Genomic DNA, 17,386 nt, shown 5'->3' with positions numbered 1-17,386 from the left:
GGAAAACAAAAGCATTTTAACCATAGAAAATTAACGCATGAAAGGCTTTTGTTCTTTGTTTGTTTTTTGACCCACATAAAATTGATAATAATTACAAAATACAAAGGATTATTGAAGAAATCGCAAAACTACTGTACAATATGTATATGTAAAAATATCTACTTCCCAAGAAGGGGGCTATGATGAAATTGATTCGACAAATTCTTAAAAAGCAAAATTTATTTTTATTCATTCTGTTGTTTTTATTCTGGATGGTGTTAACACCTAGTTATAAACCACAATCAATGATAGCGGGTTTCGTTGTATGTGGGGGTGTGGTCATTTTTTGTCGTGATTTATTTTTTAATGATGAAGAAACTTCTTTATACACCCTTAAAGGCATATTAAACTTTTTTGTTTTTGTGAGGATTTTATTAGTAGAAATCATCAAGGCCAATATAGATGTGGCCAGGGTGGTATTGAGTCCATCACTGCCGATAACACCAGGTTTCGTGAAGGTAAGAAATTATCTTAAAAAAGATATGAATAAAGTAATTTATGCTAATGCCATTACTTTAACACCAGGTACATTAACTGTTGATGTTAATGAGGAGGGCTATGTTATTCATGCCCTAACAAAGGAAGCCGGAGAAGGTGTTGAGAATAGCAATTTAGAAAAATATGCCATGAAGCTGGAGGAGGGTGAAAAATGATAACCAACAGTATACTGGTAATTACAATTTTTCTGTCGGTATTGGCCTTTGCCTCTCTATATAGAGCCTATATTGGACCTACCCCTGCCGATCGTGTTGTTGCTATTAATGTAATTTCAACAAAGGTTACAGTGCTAATCGTTCTTTTGGCTATGATGACCAATCAGGATGCCTTTGTGGACGTTGCGGTAGTCTATGCCATGATGGGTTTTGTTACCACTGTAAGTGTCTCTAAATATATGGAAAAGGGTAAGCTTTTTTAAGGAGTTGAAGATATGGAATTATTAATGAATATAATAATCATACTACTTTTTATGGGTGGGGCCTTTTTCTTTCTAGTAGGCACCGTTGGTCTATTAAGAATGCCAGATGTTTTCTGTAGAATGCATGCCACCACCAAGTGTGATACATTAGGGGCCGGTCTTATATTACTGGGCTTAATCCTTTATAGAGGAATTGATATCATAAGTGTAAAGCTTTTGCTTGTATTAATATTTGTATGGATCACAAACCCAACGGCAGCCCACATTATTGCTAAGGCAGAATATGATAAGGAAGCTTTAATAGATAAAAAATAGTAGAACCTTTTGATGAAGGGATGGTAAAATGTTAATTTTAAATGTTATTTTAGTGATATTCTTGATCATTTGTGCTGTTGCGGTTGAAAGAACTAAGGATTTACTGGGAGCAGTAATTATATTTGCAGCCTACAGCCTTATCATGGCAGTTTTGTGGCTAATGCTTCAGGCTCCAGATATTGCATTAACAGAGGCTGCCATAGGTGCAGGAGTAACTACAATCCTCTTTATAGGGGTTATCAGTCGGACAAGGAGGATGGAGAAATGAAAAAGGGTTTATTTATTGTTGTGTTAGCAGGCCTTTTTGTTTTGTTGGTTTCAAGTATCTTAAAAATGCCTTCCTTAGGTAGTGTTGATAATCCATCCTATAATGAAACCGCCACCTATTATCTAGAAAATTCTGTGGAAGAAGCCCATGCTCCCAATGTTATTGCTGCAATTATAACGGATTATAGAGCCTTTGATACCTTGGGAGAGACTACGGTTTTATTTACTTCTATAGCAGCTGTGATTTCAGTATTATCGATTAATCATCAGGATAAGAAAAAAGGGGGGGATATCAATGGATGATATTATTGTAAAAACCATAACGAGATTAATAGTTCCCTTTATTCAGGTATATGGGATATTTGTGATACTCCATGGTCACATATCTCCAGGGGGAGGTTTCTCGGGAGGAGCGGTTTTAGGCTCCAGTATGATTTTGTTTACTTTATCCTTTGGTTTGCCAATGGCCTCCAGAAAGATTCCCCATAAGGTTACATCGATTTTGGAGACCAGTGGGATATTATGGTATATTATCATTGGTCTTGCAGGAATTTATCTAGGGGGTAAATTCTTAGTCAACAAAGAGGCTGGCTTCTTCATGGGTCAGGCAGGGGAATTGATCAGCGCCGGCATCATTCCATTACTAACCCTAGGAATCGGTATAAAGGTGGCAAGTACAATGATAACCCTGTTTCACACAATAATTGAGGAGGACTAATTGTGGAATTTATAAAAGCAATTGCTGAACATATAAACTACGTGGCTTCTGTTGCCCTTTTTGTTATAGGATTATATACAGTATTGACCCACAGCAATCTTCTGAAGAAGGTTATAGGAATCAATATTATGGAAACATCAATATTTTTGTTTTTTGTTTCAATAGGATATGTTCATGATGGAAGTGCTCCAATCATTAATTTAGGAGGGGGAAGGGTCCTTTATATAAACCCTCTACCATCAGCATTGATACTAACAGGGATCGTTGTTGCCGTTAGTATTACAGCATATTCCCTAAGCCTTATCATTAAGCTTTATGAAGAATATGGTACAATGGATATTGATGAAATTATGAAGCTAAGGGGTGAAGGAAAAAATGGGTAGTCAGCATTTTCCTGTTTATATATTATTGTCATTATTAGCAACAGCCGTAATCATACCGATTATTAATAGTGAGAGTTTTGGAAAGGTTAAGGCATTAATTATTGCAACCCTATCTATTGCCCTAGGCTTATCCGTTAGAACATTACAAGAGGTTTACAAAAATGGTGGGTACACCTACAATTTTGGTAACTGGAATGAAAAAATTGGCGTTCAACTTGTGGTAGATGAGTTTTCTGCTTTCATGGGTCTATTTATAGTAGCTTTATCCTTCTTAATCGTTATTTACTCATTAAAGGATATTGAGCATGAAATTAAACCTCAGCAGTTTACAGGCTTCTATACCCTAGTATTTATATTATTGTTTTCTATGCTGGGAATGACCTACACCAATGACTTATTTAATATGTATGTATTTATGGAGATTTTATCAATTACCTCCTGCAGTATCATTTCTATAAAACGAAAAAAAGAAAACTATATGGCTTCCTTGAGATACCTTATTCTTAATACAATGGGATCGTTATCGGTGCTTTTAGGGATAGCTCTTTTATACATGGTATCTGGTCAATTAAATATGACACAGATTTATCTGACTATATCAAAAATTTGGAACCTATACCCAACCAATATCCTAGTTGCCGTTGGTTTTATACTAACAGGTTTAGGAATAAAGGCGGCTGTATTTCCACTACATGTTTGGCTACCAGATGCCCACTCCACCGCACCTACACCATCCAGTGCATTGCTTTCTAGTATTGTGGTAAAGGTATATATTTTCTCTGCTTACAAGATCTTATTTAAGGTTTTAGGGCAGACCATTGTAGTTGGATTAGGGATCCCTACCTATATAACCTATTTCGCAGCAATAGGTATGATCATGGGCTCCATATTTGCTATTGGTCAAAAGGATATAAAAAGGATGTTGGCCTACTCCAGTGTTGCTCAAATAGGGTATATTTTCTTAGGGTTGGGCTTGGCTACTGTAGAGGGTTTATCTGCCAGCTTGTTTCACATTATATCCCATGGTTTAATGAAATCAGCACTATTTTTAAGTGCAGGCTCCATCATCTATTATAAAGAAAAGAGAGACTTAAGGGATTTAGACGGAATAGGATATGAAATGCCCATTACCATGACGGTATTTACCATTGCTGCCTTTGGTATGATTGGAATACCAGGCATTAGTGGCTTCATGAGCAAACTATACTTAAGTTTTGCAGTATTGGGAGCAAATAAACCGATATACTTAGCAATTATCCTAATAAGTAGCTTCTTAAATGCAGTATATTATCTTCCTATAGTAATTTCAGCTTTCCTTAAGGAAAGCAAAAATAGAAGGAACATTATGGCTATAGAGAGGCTTCCAAAGCTTATGCTGGTGCCAATGGTTATCATAGCTGTGGCAGTAGTAGCAATTGGTTTCTATCCCCAGATCATTATGACTTTGGTAGAGAAGGCTGTACCAACCTTCCTTCTTTAGCAATATTTAAAATAAATAATAAATATTATTAGTTAATAATTTTGTAAAATTTGCCCCATAGGTTATTGCTTTCTATGGGGCATTGATGTAAAATATTAATAGAAGGAAGTATCTGTTAAATCAATAACAAGCATAATCAAGAAATTATATGTTTTATTCTATTCATAGACATACTTCCCTTTGATATGAGGCTACAAAAACCAGTAGCAAATAGGAAGTGCTTAAGCTATAATAACAGAATTGAGATTATGAATATCCAGCAAATGATGATGGCTAGATTGAGGCCCATCATAATTGGATTTTTTTTCTGTGTGTTTACTTATTTAGCCATGCTTCGAAAATTTTGGAGGAGATAATCATGAAAAATGCAAAGAGTTTAGTTGCATCCCAAAAGGATGGGAAAAATAGCTTAAGGGCTGGAGGAAATGTATTAGATAGCTTTTCATTAAATTCTACTACCATCTTCATAGCAGCAATTTTAATGATGCTAGCCTTTATTGCCTTAACCCAATCAACTTTAGGTACAAACCTGATCGACACTAAGCTTAAGCTGCTAACAAGTATCATTCAGTTGATTTCAAGCTACAAGCCATTACCCCTACTGGTAATCTTAACACCCTTTATCGGAAGTTTTATAGAGCTCTATTGGGGTAGACGTTCTGATAACCTTAGAGACGTAGCTGTTGTTAACACAACCTTTATAACATTACTATTAGTTATGGCTATGTACCCACAAGCCATTGCTGGTGGACAGGTTTACAGAATCAGTGAAGTTCTAGGCTTTGGGCTATATTTCAAAGTCGATATGCTAAGCTTTACTATGGCTTTAACCACATCGATTCTTTGGTTGCTGGTTATGATTTACTCCCATGATTATATGATGTTTGAAAATCACAGGAGTAGATTCTACTTTTTTATGTCAATAACCTATGGTGCCATTTTGGGTACTATTATGGCTGGCGATGTCATGACCATGTTTTTATTCTTCGAAATTATGACCTTTAGCTCTTACATGCTGGTTACCCATTGTGAGCATCGTGAATGTATAAACGCAGGCTACAATTATATATTTATGGGTGTTTTAGGTGGACTAGCAATACTCCTGGGAATCATTCTTTTATATATTAAAGCAGGAACCCTTGAATTCCTACCCTTAGCATCAACCCTACAGAATGTGGGATTGGTTAAGTATGCTATCATTGGTTTGTTTATTTTAGGATTTGGCATTAAGGCAGGAATGGCACCAGTACATGTTTGGCTTCCAAAAGCCCATCCAGTGGCACCTACACCAGCCAGTGCATTGCTGTCTGGAATTATGATAAAAATCGGAGCCTATGGCATATTAAGGGTTACAACCTCCTTCTTTTTCCCTTTATCAAGTGAGATAGAAGGGTATAAAGACCTATTATGGAGTGCCTCTAAGACCTTGGGAGCAGGAATCATCTGGTTGGGAATCATTACTATGGCCATGGGAGTATTTCTTGCCCTCCAACAATCCAATATTAAAAAAATGCTGGCCTATCACAGCGTAAGTCAAATGGGATATATAGTGATGGGAATAGGCGTTGCAGTATATTTAGGCTATAAGGGGGCCATGGGCTACTCCGGTGCCTTATATCATATTATCAATCATGCTTTATTTAAATCTCTACTATTCATGGTTGCTGGAGTAGTTTATCTTCATACCCATGAGTTAGATATGTATAAGCTGGGAGGGCTATGGAGAAAGCTACCCTTTACTGCAGCAGTTGCCTTGGTGGCTGCCTTGGGAATTACAGGAATGCCAGGATTTAACGGATTCGCTAGTAAATCGATACTCCATCATGCAATTATCGAAGCCTATGAGTACGGACACCATTCCTTTAAATATGCAGAAATTATGTTTACCATTATTAGTGCAGGTACAGTTTGCTCCTTTATAAAGCTATTTGGCTTTGTATTCCTAGGGAAACTGCCTGAAAAACATCGAAACCTTAGGGGAAGCTATAAGATGATGGAGATGGCCATGGGGGGCTTGGCTCTACTAATTATTGGAATAGGCTTAAGACCCAACTATATTCTGAATAACTTTATCATTCCTGCTGCCAGAACTGTCACCTATGATCCCTCCTTCATTGATAAATATCTGGTTAAGATGAATTTCTTTAATTCTCATGATTTGATGGGAATGGTATGGGTTTATCTAATGGGAATTGCTATATTCATCTTAGGGATTAAATTCCATCTATTCCATATACATTTCCCTGATTGGCTAAGGTTAGAATATTTGCTATTCCTACCCATTAACAAACTATTATTGTTCTTCTGTAGGGTTATGGGCAAATGTAAAGGGGAAGTGGAGCTGACTCAGTTAAGTAAAGGAATGTATAATCCCTTTGAATCTCTTGTTCATGAAGAGACTCCTCAAAAAAGAATGGGAATCATCCAACGTTTTGTTACAACCATCAATATATTTACAGATAGATATGAAATGGGAATCATTAAGAGTGATGTTGCAATATACTCCTTGATTCTTACAGGCATTATGGCCATTCTAATTATTTTCAAATAATAAGTAAAAATACCCTTTAGGCATATGCATAAAGGGTATTTAAATAGATAAGCAGTTTAATTAGGTTGTAAAAAAAGAGAAATTCAGACATTGACAATAATTATTTATATCATGTAATATAGAAAGAACGAAATGAAGGGGGAGATCTTCTTATGGATTTACTACAAATGGCTATTTTATTTTGGCTACCATCCATTGTGATTTTTTTCGGTCTGTTGGAGGCATTAATCATTCCAATAATCAGTGACAATCATTCGAAAGTTAGAAGAATAACCGTTAATGGTTTTATATTCTTAACCACCCTTCTAATTATGCTAACCTATAAGCAGGTTATAGAAGAGCCCATTGTTTATGAGTTTGGAAGAGTTTTTGGCATGGGGGTGTTCTTTAAAATAGACCTATTAAACTATATTCTAATGATTTTTGCAGGCTTCATTTATATGATTACCGGTATCTATAGCTTAGAAGATATAAAGCAAAAGGAAAGAGAAAGGAGCTTTTATTTCTTCTTTGTTATCACTTATGTTGCAACTATAGGAACCCTTATGGCAGGAGATCTCCTTAGCTTTTTCTTATTTTTTGAGATTATGACCTTTAGCTCCTACGGTCTAATGGTCCATTATAGGGTTGAAGAGGCGTTAGAAGCTGGAAATGTATATATCTATATGGGAATCATAGGCGGATTAAGTATTCTAAGTGGAATTGTTTTATTAGCAGCCTATACCCAAAGCTATGAATGGATTACTTTGGCCGACAAGTTTAGTCAACTGGGCCTTATTAAATATATTATAGGAGGATTATTTATATTTGGCTTTGGTGTTAAGGCAGGAATGGTCCCCTTCCATTTCTGGCTACCTCAAATTTATAAAGAAGCACCGATTACCATAAATGCCCTTTCCTCCGGAATACTAACAAAGGTGGGAGCCTATGGAATTCTTAGAGTGGCTACCATTATTTTCTCTGTAGATTCAGTAGAAGCATCGACTGGGAATATCATATTATGGGCAACCTCAACAAATATTGGTATAGCCATCATATGGCTTGGTATAATCACTATGGTGGTTGGAGTTTTTTTAGCCCTACTTGAAGGGAATATAAAAAAGATGCTGGCCTATCATAGTATTAGTCAAATGGGATATGTAATAATGGGTATAGGAGTAGCAGCCTATTTAGGATATAAAGGGGCGATGGGTTTTACTGGAAGCATTTATCATATGATTAATCATGGGATCTTTAAGGCCCTCCTCTTTATGGTGGCCGGAGTAGTTTATTTAAATACCAAGGAGTTAGATATGTATCGTCTAGGAGGACTATGGAAAAAAATGCCCTTTGCTGCTTTGGTGGCATTAATTGCAGCTTTAGGGATAACTGGCATGCCAGGCTTTAATGGATTTGCAAGTAAATCCATCCTTCATCATGGAATAATTGAAGCATATGAGTATGGACATCCATCCTTTAAATATGCTGAATTATTATTTAAGCTTGTTAGTGCAGGAACCGTATGCTCCTTCCTAAAATTCTATGGTTTTATATTTTTTGGAAAATGTCCAGAAAAGTATGAGGATATTAAGCCTAAATACTCTAAAATGGCTATAGCTATGGGGATTTTGGCTGCTCTAGTGGTTCTAATTGGATTAAGGCCTTCTTGGTTGATGGATCGATTGCTTGTTCCTGCTGTGTTATCCTTTTCCTATGATCCTAAATTTGTTGGGAAATATATAGTAGGTATGAATTTTTGGAATATGAAGGATATATGGGGTATGGTTTTAGTCTACGGCATAGGAATAACCATATTTATCGTAGGGGTGAAGTATCATTTGTTTCACAAACATCTGCCCTCGTGGTTAAACGCCGAAAAGTTTATATATAGGCCTGTAACGAAGGTATGCGAGGATTTTCCTAATGTGTGTGTACAAAGATATGAAAAGCCCATGATCTTGGGAGATGTATTCATTTATGCCATTTTATTAACCATCATTCTTGGTGTTTTAATAGCTACTGGATTCTAGTATGATGTTTTTAGTCAGTTTGCATTTTGTAAAACCTTAAAGGACTTATTATAGTAGCCCTTTAAGGTTTTGTTTTTTCGTCTTTAATTTTCAACTTTCAATTTTCAATTCAAAGATTACTTGCTCTCTCCTTCAAAAGCCTCCTTCATGGCTACTGTGTTCTTAAGTACAATACCACCTTTAATCTGAATCAGATTAAAATTTTCCTTTTGCAACTCTTTATTTAGATCCTCCATCGATAACTCAAATTTTTGTAAGACATCCGTTGCATCTTTTTCAATTAATCGCTGTTTTAAAGCTTCCCCTAGTCTTTTTGCTTCCTCGAAATTACTAAGGGCTCCTGGGTAATCCTCGGCATCCGCCATCAGTACAATCTCTCTAATATGATTTTTAATTTTCATAACTTCAGATGGAATCTTGGTTTTAAAGCTACCACCGAAGTCATATAAGTTGCTTAAAAGATGATTTAAGGCTATCATACTTTGATGTGTATCTTTTTCATTAACAAAGACAGTTGTAGAATCTAAGTTTCCTTCAAATTCTTGGATTTTTTTTGGATCGACACCTGCCTTTTGAAGATGGGGCTCTAAGCTATTCCATTTTGTGTGGAGGGTGTTGACTAATTGGTTGATTTGATACCATACTTTATTAATATCTCCTGGAACCTCGTCCACCATTACAATTTCGCTTTCGATATCCTCCTCCTCTAATAGCGGTATAACAACAGCCTCCATTTTTACCAGCATTTTCACATCAATTTCTTCTTTTGCTGGTTTTTCTTTTTCTTCAGGCTTTAAATCTACCTCTGATTCTTCTGCAACCTCTTCCTTTGCTTTTTCCTTTTCTTCTAAGGCCTTTTCAATACCAGCAATTCCATCGATACTAAACATAGTCTTTAGGATTTCCTCTTCGATTTCTGTGTAAACCTTGGGTAACTCAGGAGGGCTATTGGAGTTGTCTTTTTCTTCCTGGGGTTTGGGATTTCCGCTACAGCTTGTAATGATCATTATTAAGGCTATTAAAATAAAAAAGATTTTTGTTTTATTATAATTTCTCATCCTATCACCTCAGATTTATTGTTACCAATCTAAAAAAATAAATTACAAAGGATACTGTAATGGACTTTAAATATTGATATTAAAATAGTAGACTAGTACTATATATTTCTAGGTTTATAAGTGATTATTTAGATTATAACTGCCGATATCTTTATTAGAATGATCTATAGGAAAAGAGGGATATGATGTTCTTCAAAAGGCAACAAAAAAATATTAATCTTGATGAAAAAATCATTAAAAAAAGCAAAGTACCCATACTCATTCACGATATAGCTTGGAGGCAGATCTTTAAGAAAAACATGAATAGGACAATGGAAGGTCTTTCTAAGGAGTTGGATAATCTTTTAAAGGAAGAAAAGGAAACACAAAAGAAGATTCAAGAGAGAAACAATCGTAAGAATACTGTAATTAAGTTAATCCTTAAGATATCAGAATTGATTAATTCAAAGGGCAGAGAAGATGCTATAGAAGAGTTGGAGAAGGCAAAGGATGAGATGCAACAGCTTAACACAGAATTGGAAGAGCTATATCAAAGGTTGGAATCCTTCCCCTTTGAAATTGAAAGGGTTAATCTAGCTTTGTTAAAGGAAACCGTTAGAGTGGCCTATACAGATTTGAATAAAAGCAAGGATCAGTTGGCGGCAACGGAAGGAGAAATTTCTAAGCTACGTATGAAACTAGACGTTTTAAGGGAAGAAAAGGAAGAGTTAACCAACAAGGTAGACAGCCTATACACCTTTCTACATGCTATGGTAGGCCACGAAGAGATGGAAAACATCGATGAACAGCTTGAGAATAAGGAAGATAATAAGTAATAGGTAATAAGTAATATGGAATAGGTGATAAAGCAATAATTAAAAAGGAAGAGCTTTAAGAGTTAAAAATGTAGAATGTTAAATTGTTGTATAAATTTGCGATCCAAATTTATTTTAGTTTTTTTAGTTATTCACTATTAACTATTCACTGCTTTTAGTGTTATGATATATTCGAGGTGGTTCAATGATAAAAGGTACAGGTATCGATATAATTGAAATTGAAAGAATCAAAAGGGCAATGGAGAGATCACCGAAATTCATTGAAAGATTATTTACCCAAGGGGAGATAATTTTATTAAAGGAAAATCAGCTTAAACCATCTAGTGTGGCTGGCTTTTTTGCTGCTAAGGAGGCAGTATTAAAGGCTTTGGGAACGGGTCTAAGGGATATTCAATGGAGGGATATAGAAATATATAAGGATGAGTTGGGTAAGCCCTATATAAAATTACATAATAATGCCCTTAATATTGCATATAGTAGAGATATAACAGAAATTCATATAAGTATATCCCATAGTAGAGGTGATGCAATTGCCCAAGCTATTGCTACATAAAGGGGATATAAGGAGGAGGTTTCTAATTGAAGCTTTGGCGGGTTGTATTAATCATTATTGGAACACTACTGCTGTTGATGTCCTGTAAACAACCTACTAATGATGAAATTCTCTATAAAGCACAAAAGAAACTGGGGGAAATGAAGAGCTATCAATGCAAAGCAACAATTTATGTTGAAGATGAAAAGGGAGAAAGAGAATATAGTTTTATCCAAATGTATAAGTATCCTAATAAATATAGGCTAGAGGCCATATCCCCAGAGGAGTATATGGGTTATACTACGATTTATAATGGTAAATCTGCCTGGATTATCAATCCATCCATAAACCAAATATGGAAAACCAACTCCTTTGAAAAATCAGGAGAGCAGCTCATGTTTGTTGGTAATTTCATGGAAAATCTTATCAGCAATGAGGAAGCCAATATCTATAAAGATTCCTTCAACAATGGTGAATACATAGTATTAGAAACACCCTTATCTGGGGGGAACTTTTATTTTAATAAACAAAAGCTGTGGATTTCTACTAAAAGCCTTCATCCCGCCCATTTGCAAGTGTTAGATGAAGAAGGTAGCATCCGTTACAGAGTTGATTTTGATGAATTTCAATACAATAGTCCCTTAGAGGAGGACTTATTTTATATACATACTAATGAAAATTAATCTTCATAACTACAAGAGAGGAGAATCTAGGTGGAAAAGCTTGGAGATTTGAGGCCGGTTTGGGCAGAGATTAATCTAGATAATTTAAAAAATAATATAAAAGAGATAAGAAGGGTAGTGAAGGAGGAGGCAAAGGTTTGTGCTGTAATTAAGGCAGATGGCTATGGTCATGGAGCAGCTGAGATTGCCCAAACATTATTGGATAATGGAGCCGATCGCCTTGCGGTAGCTACTCTAAGTGAAGGGATACAGCTAAGAAGAAAGGGAATTGATGCTTCCCTTTTGATTTTAGGATATACACCTGAGGAGCAGGGTAAACACTTATTGGACTATAATCTTATACAAACTGTATATAGCCTCCAACAAGGTAAAGCTTTATCTAAAATTGCTGAGGCTGAAAATAAGCACATCAAGCTACACATAAAAATCGACACAGGAATGTCTAGATTAGGCCTTCAAGCCAATGAAGACTCTGTAGAAATTATAGAGGATCTATTTAAGCTACCCAATGTAATTGTTGAAGGCATCTATACCCACTTCGCAGTAGCGGATGAGGTGGATAAAACCTATACGTGGAAACAATACAATCTCTTTATGGGCCTAGTAGAAGCCTTGGAAGCGAAAGGTATATTCATCCCCATTAAGCATGTCTCTAATAGCGCAGCCATCATCGATTTACCAGAAATGAATCTTGATATGGTGAGGGCTGGAATTATGCTTTATGGACTTTACCCATCGAAGGAGGTAAATCATCAGGCTGTAAAGCTGAAGCAGGTAATGAGCTTAAAGGCTAGGGTATCCCATGTAAAAATGGTGGAGGCTAACCAGGGAATAAGTTATGGACACATATACAAGACTTCTGAGAAGAAGCAAATTATCACTCTACCCATTGGTTATGCTGATGGCTTTACAAGGATGCTTACGAACAAAGCTACAGTAACTCTAAAAGGTAAACAGATTCCAATAGTGGGTAGAATTTGTATGGATCAATGTATGGCTGATGCCTCAGGGATTGAAGTCCATCAAGGAGACCAGGTGGTGCTATTTGGAGAGGACTCAGATTTATACAATACTGTAGACGATGTAGCAGAAAAATTGGGAACCATCAATTATGAGGTGGTTTGCATGATTGGAAAGCGGGTCCCACGAGTATATTTGGAAAATAATAACCTTTTACACATCAAGGATAGTTTGTTAGAATAAAGAAGAGTGCTATAAATGAATTAATAATAATGTTGAATGTTGAATGTTGAATGTTGAATTAAGGTTGCTGGTTATCTTGTTATAAAATAGCTTAAGTGTCAATATGAAATTTTACAACAAGTTCCCAGCTAAGCGACTAACATAAATCAAAGATTGGGTTATCTGCTTATACTCATTAAACATTACTCATTAAATATTGTTGTATAATTTATCCGTCATAATGACACACTTAAAATGAATAATATATAAAAGAATATATATTATAGCTATATTATATGATGGGCATAATATATATTATAGTATTCTTTATTGATACTCATAATTCTAGGAGGTGCAAAATGGCTGAATCTAAGCGAATTATGATAAGCCTACCCGATTACCTGCTTACGGAAATCGATCATATTGTCATGTCAGAGAAAACAAATCGTAGTGAATTTATTCGCAAAGCAATGAAGCTATATTTAAGAGAGAAAAGTAAAATTGAACTAAGGGAAAAAATGAAAAGTGGTTACCTTGAAATGGCAAACATAAATCTATCCTTAGCAGAGCTTGGCCTAAGTCTTGATATATCTTCCTTAGAGAATTATGAGGTAAAAATGGCGGAGTGTGAATGATGTGAATGTTAAAAGAGGCGACATCTACTATGCTGATTTAAGTCCAGTAATAGGCTCTGAACAAGGTGGGGTAAGGCCAGTATTAATTGTTCAAAATGATATTGGCAATCGATATAGCCCTACGGTTATTATTGCAGCCATTACATCACAAATAAACAAAGCCAAGCTGCCCACCCATATTGAAATTACAGCAACTGATTATGGTTTGCCCAAGGATTCAGTTGTTTTATTAGAACAAATAAGAACAATTGACAAAAGAAGATTGGATGAAAAAGTAGGGCACCTTGATGACGATATAATGGAAAAGGTGAATGAAGCTTTGTTAATTAGTCTTGGATTAGTTGATTTCTAAAGAGGCTTAAGGATTTCTTAGGTCTTTTTTATTTGTTTTAAGGATATTAGGTTCTTCTTTAATTATTGTACTACTTATAGTATAATATTATAGAAATACAAATCACTATAACATAATTACAAAAGAGCTAGGAGGACTACTTATGTTTAAGCAACAAAGAAGGAGAATTTATACTTCTGTTATTGTCATTGGTCTGATTATTTTTATAGCCCAGTTTGTTTATGGTAATCAGGTAGATCCGGGCTCAACGGAAGACCCAATTGTTACCCAATCCTACGTAGAACAAAGAATACAGCAATTGAGATTTTATGTTGATGAAAAGCTAAAGGAAATACCAAATACAAGTGTAGTTGATGATAATGAAACCAATAGCAGTAGTACTTATGTTGTGGTTGAGCTTAAGGCTGGGGAGTCAGTTATTGCAGGAGCAGGTACTGAAATTATTGTACGGTCAGGAAAGGTACTTGCAAAAGATAGCCCTTCCGGTGGCTTATCTGATGTAACTGGAGCTGTCGACATAAAAAAAGATCAAGTAGTCCCTGCAAATCACTTAATCATAATTCCTAGAGATGATGGTCGTGGGGTAAAGGCTGAGAAAAATAGCTTTTTACTTATAAGGGGAGCATATCAAATTACTAAATAAAACAGCTTATTAGACTTCCTAGAGCTTACTATGAGGAAGTCTTTTTCCATGTAAATGGTTAGATCCTAATGAGTACCATTCTTGATGAACTGGTCGGGCAGTGGTGATGGTCCACAATGGTAATATCTGTATTCACCTAAAGGACTAAAGGCTTATTGCCTGAGGTTATCGAAAAACCCCTATTTTTTAAAACTGAGAAATTGGCTCTCGGTCAAAAGGCAGGATGAACTTAAAAATTACAGGTATTTTCAAAACTCACCGTCGGCTCAAACATTGAAAATACTATACTGTCATATGCTGGGGACTATCTCTCAGGGGTTATTGTATCTGTAATTTTATCGTTCTTTTATTCTTATCTCCGCAGATTTCTCATTATTTAAGAATATAGGTGTTTAATTGTAGTTTTATACTTTTTCGATGGTCTGAGGTTTATTGCCTTTTATATTTTCAATCATAAATAGGGGATTGAAATTTACTACTCTAACCTTTATATTTATAAGTGGATTACTTATTGTTTATAAATACAGGGAAGAAAATCAATTATTTGGCCCTAAAGTATTATTTAAAAGGTTATAAAAGAATAAATAACAAACCATTTAAGATATATTTAAATTTAATAGCTAAAGGAAAAATTTAAATAAGGAAGTGACTGCATGAAGAAAAATAAAATTATCTATTCGATAATATTCATCGGTATAATAGCAATGCTAATAGTATTAGGTGGTAGAATCAATAGTGAAAGAAATAACAAAAGGGTTGAGGTTATTCTAGATTATTATGAGTTTAGAGAAATGTCTAAACAGTCAGAAGAAACCTTAAGCCAGTGGTTTAGTGAGTTTAAAAGCTTAGGGATTAACCATGTGGCATTAAGGGAAGAAAGCCTTTATTCCTTGGTGGAGGATGGAGCTCCAATCAAGGTTGAAATGTCAGCTCATATATTTAAAGAGTATAACTGGGAAGAAAAATATCCAAAGGAATTGGTGGAATACTATAATGGAAGCAATAAAAATGATCATGATGTAGTGGCCATCACGGATTCCAAGGAGCTATATGATTTCATTTCTGAGGGGCTAATAGAAAGATACGATACAGAAAAATTTCAGTTAATTAACGGGGATGAAAGCTATATCATTGTTCTTAAGGGCACAGTAAGGGATACTTTATACTCTAAGACGGATTTTTTAGTGGACAGTCGAGAAAAGGGAATTATGCCAACAGATGTGATTGCCTCTTCAAGACTAACTTATTTAACCTTTGGTTTTGATCCAAATAAAATAGCCGAAATAAGAGAAGCTGGGCTAGAGATTTACCCAAGACCCTTTAGTTATAGAGGTTGGGTTACTGAAAAATACGTTAATGCTTTCATAAAGAACTATCAGAACCTTGGTATGAAACCATCGGTATTCATATTTGATGGAGAAATTGTGTTGGGCTTTCCTGATGAACTACATTTAGTCATTGAACATATGTATGAAAATAATATAAAGGCAGCTCTAATTGAAACCTCTGTTCAGAGGCAGCATCTAGAACAGGTGGGGTTAAGAAATATTGTTCAAAGCACCAATTACAACGCAGTAAGACTTTTTTCTGTACCTGAGTATATTCAAGAGCGCTATGGCTATTATCAATACCAAGGGGCTGAGGAAATAGAAAACACCCTATACCGTGCTGTAACGGAAAGAAACATCAGACTCATTCTCTTTAGACCCTTTAAGTATGACAAGCAGGTTTATGTTACAAATGTAGAGGATTACCAAAAAATGTTTGAACGCTTTGAAGGAAGATTAGAAGAACACGGTATGAGCTTAGGAGAAGCCTCTGTTATGGATCCTCATCGGGTTAGACTTCGCTATATGCTTTTAATGGGATGGGGAACTGCTGCCGCTGCTGTGCTATTGTTTAGTAACCTTTTCAAGGTCAAAGATCGTCATAAGTTCATCCTTTTGATTCTAGGAATCCTCGGAGTAACAGGAATGATTTTCTTAATGCCATCTTTAGGTGAAAAGGTTTTGGCATTAGCAGCATCCATCATTTGGTCTTCTTTAGGCGTTTTTTATTACATCCATAGATGTAGCCATTACTTTAAAGACAACAGTAAGGTTGATGTAAAAAGAGCCTTAGTGTTCTCAGTAAAAGAATTATTTATAGCTTCAGGAATTTCCCTGATAGGAGCATTATCAGTTGCAGCCATCCTTTCAAGTATCCAATACCTTCTAGAAATGGATATCTATCGGGGGGTGAAAATAAGTCAGCTATTGCCTATATTCGTTTTCGGACTTGTTTTCCTTAAATACTTTGGCTACAGAAGGGATAAAGATGAGAATAACACTAGTATACAGCTGTCGGAAATAAAGAGGTTATTACTTGAAAATATTAAGATTATCTATGTCTTAGCTGGTGGGATTTTGTTAGTGGCAGGCTACATTTATATTTCGAGAACAGGACATGAAACCAACATAAAGGCCTTTGAATTTGAGCTGATCATGCGTAATATTCTAGAAGAGAACCTACTGGCCAGACCCAGAACAAAGGAGTTTATAATAGGATTTCCACTAATGATCATGGGGATTTATTATGCCCTTAAGGGCAATAAATACCTAATCATTTTGGCTGGACTAGGAGCTGTTATGGGACAAACATCTATTATTAACACCTTTAGTCATCTTAGAACACCCTTATATATCTCTACAATCAGAACCCTCTATTCTCTTATATTTGGAATAGGTATTGGTCTAGTATATATTGCAATTATGGAAGCTGGTATAAAAGTAATCAATAAAGTATTACCTTCAAGAGAGGAAGGTTAAG

At 35.5% G+C, this 17,386-nt stretch carries 19 protein-coding genes; 18 read left to right on the top strand and 1 reads right to left on the bottom strand.

Annotated features, from left to right (window positions below; translation table 11 throughout):
- Positions 1 to 182: 182 nt before the first annotated feature.
- From F8153_RS00530 to F8153_RS00485, 10 genes are all read left to right on the top strand, one after another.
- Complete coding sequence (locus F8153_RS00530) at positions 183 to 692, top strand: Na+/H+ antiporter subunit E (protein ID WP_207707675.1); 510 nt, start codon at positions 183 to 185, stop codon at positions 690 to 692.
- The gene (locus tag F8153_RS00525; RefSeq protein ID WP_151864387.1) at positions 689 to 955 is read left to right on the top strand and encodes a monovalent cation/H+ antiporter complex subunit F; all 267 of its coding nucleotides are present in this window, start codon (positions 689 to 691) and stop codon (positions 953 to 955) included. The genes F8153_RS00530 and F8153_RS00525 overlap by 4 nt, the downstream gene beginning before the upstream one ends.
- Positions 956 to 967: 12 nt before the next feature.
- The gene (gene mnhG / locus F8153_RS00520) at positions 968 to 1,270 is read left to right on the top strand and encodes a monovalent cation/H(+) antiporter subunit G (protein ID WP_243136848.1); all 303 of its coding nucleotides are present in this window, start codon (positions 968 to 970) and stop codon (positions 1,268 to 1,270) included.
- Between the two features lie 28 nt (positions 1,271 to 1,298).
- The gene (locus tag F8153_RS00515) at positions 1,299 to 1,538 is read left to right on the top strand and encodes a hydrogenase subunit MbhD domain-containing protein (protein WP_151864386.1); all 240 of its coding nucleotides are present in this window, start codon (positions 1,299 to 1,301) and stop codon (positions 1,536 to 1,538) included.
- On the top strand, positions 1,535 to 1,840 hold the full coding sequence (gene mbhE, locus F8153_RS00510) for a hydrogen gas-evolving membrane-bound hydrogenase subunit E (RefSeq protein ID WP_151864385.1): 306 nt from the start codon (positions 1,535 to 1,537) through the stop codon (positions 1,838 to 1,840). The genes F8153_RS00515 and mbhE overlap by 4 nt, the downstream gene beginning before the upstream one ends.
- Entirely contained in the window at positions 1,833 to 2,255 is a 423-nt protein-coding gene (locus F8153_RS00505) for an MnhB domain-containing protein (RefSeq protein ID WP_151864384.1), read from the top strand. The genes mbhE and F8153_RS00505 overlap by 8 nt, the downstream gene beginning before the upstream one ends.
- 2 nt (positions 2,256 to 2,257) lie before the next feature.
- The gene (locus F8153_RS00500) at positions 2,258 to 2,638 is read left to right on the top strand and encodes a cation:proton antiporter subunit C (protein WP_330577581.1); all 381 of its coding nucleotides are present in this window, start codon (positions 2,258 to 2,260) and stop codon (positions 2,636 to 2,638) included.
- A complete protein-coding gene (locus tag F8153_RS00495; RefSeq protein ID WP_151864382.1) occupies positions 2,631 to 4,118 on the top strand; it encodes a complex I subunit 5 family protein in 1,488 nt (495 codons plus the stop codon). The genes F8153_RS00500 and F8153_RS00495 overlap by 8 nt, the downstream gene beginning before the upstream one ends.
- Positions 4,119 to 4,476: 358 nt before the next feature.
- A complete protein-coding gene (locus F8153_RS00490; RefSeq protein WP_151864381.1) occupies positions 4,477 to 6,669 on the top strand; it encodes a complex I subunit 5 family protein in 2,193 nt (730 codons plus the stop codon).
- A 152-nt stretch (positions 6,670 to 6,821) separates the two neighbouring features.
- Complete coding sequence (locus F8153_RS00485; protein ID WP_151864380.1) at positions 6,822 to 8,678, top strand: complex I subunit 5 family protein; 1,857 nt, start codon at positions 6,822 to 6,824, stop codon at positions 8,676 to 8,678.
- 116 nt (positions 8,679 to 8,794) lie between these two features.
- Here F8153_RS00485 and F8153_RS00480 read toward each other — a convergent pair whose 3' ends face one another.
- Positions 8,795 to 9,736, bottom strand: coding sequence for a hypothetical protein (locus F8153_RS00480; protein ID WP_151864379.1), 942 nt, complete (start codon positions 9,734 to 9,736; stop codon positions 8,795 to 8,797).
- Between the two features lie 185 nt (positions 9,737 to 9,921).
- Here F8153_RS00480 and F8153_RS00475 point away from each other — a divergent pair, with 185 nt between their 5' ends.
- The 8 genes from F8153_RS00475 to F8153_RS00440 all read left to right on the top strand — a co-directional run bounded on the left by F8153_RS00475 (position 9,922) and on the right by F8153_RS00440 (position 17,385).
- Positions 9,922 to 10,551 carry a hypothetical protein gene (locus F8153_RS00475; protein WP_151864378.1) on the top strand — a complete coding sequence of 210 codons (630 nt, stop codon included), beginning with the start codon at positions 9,922 to 9,924 and terminating at the stop codon, positions 10,549 to 10,551.
- A 184-nt stretch (positions 10,552 to 10,735) separates the two neighbouring features.
- Positions 10,736 to 11,104 carry a holo-ACP synthase gene (locus tag F8153_RS00470; RefSeq protein WP_151864377.1) on the top strand — a complete coding sequence of 123 codons (369 nt, stop codon included), beginning with the start codon at positions 10,736 to 10,738 and terminating at the stop codon, positions 11,102 to 11,104.
- A 26-nt stretch (positions 11,105 to 11,130) separates the two neighbouring features.
- Positions 11,131 to 11,766, top strand: a complete 636-nt coding sequence (locus tag F8153_RS00465) for a LolA family protein (RefSeq protein ID WP_151864376.1) — start codon at positions 11,131 to 11,133, stop codon at positions 11,764 to 11,766.
- A gap of 30 nt (positions 11,767 to 11,796) precedes the next feature.
- Positions 11,797 to 12,969 (top strand): alanine racemase, encoded by a 1,173-nt coding sequence (gene alr, locus F8153_RS00460; protein WP_151864375.1) that lies wholly within the window; start codon positions 11,797 to 11,799, stop codon positions 12,967 to 12,969.
- Between the two features lie 338 nt (positions 12,970 to 13,307).
- Positions 13,308 to 13,583 carry a CopG family ribbon-helix-helix protein gene (locus F8153_RS00455; protein WP_151864374.1) on the top strand — a complete coding sequence of 92 codons (276 nt, stop codon included), beginning with the start codon at positions 13,308 to 13,310 and terminating at the stop codon, positions 13,581 to 13,583.
- Position 13,584: 1 nt separating this feature from the next.
- A complete protein-coding gene (locus F8153_RS00450; RefSeq protein WP_151864373.1) occupies positions 13,585 to 13,935 on the top strand; it encodes a type II toxin-antitoxin system PemK/MazF family toxin in 351 nt (116 codons plus the stop codon).
- A 142-nt stretch (positions 13,936 to 14,077) separates the two neighbouring features.
- Positions 14,078 to 14,578, top strand: a complete 501-nt coding sequence (locus F8153_RS00445; RefSeq protein WP_151864372.1) for a hypothetical protein — start codon at positions 14,078 to 14,080, stop codon at positions 14,576 to 14,578.
- 653 nt (positions 14,579 to 15,231) lie between these two features.
- On the top strand, positions 15,232 to 17,385 hold the full coding sequence (locus tag F8153_RS00440; protein ID WP_151864371.1) for a DUF5693 family protein: 2,154 nt from the start codon (positions 15,232 to 15,234) through the stop codon (positions 17,383 to 17,385).
- The last annotated feature ends 1 nt before the right edge of the window (position 17,386 follow it).

Origin of the sequence: Alkaliphilus serpentinus, assembly GCF_009017255.1 — a bacterium.
In the GTDB taxonomy this organism is placed as follows: domain Bacteria; phylum Bacillota; class Clostridia; order Peptostreptococcales; family Natronincolaceae; genus Alkaliphilus_D; species Alkaliphilus_D serpentinus.
The sequence above is the reverse complement of the archived record's forward strand: the minus strand, read 5'-3'. Positions and strand labels throughout refer to the sequence as shown.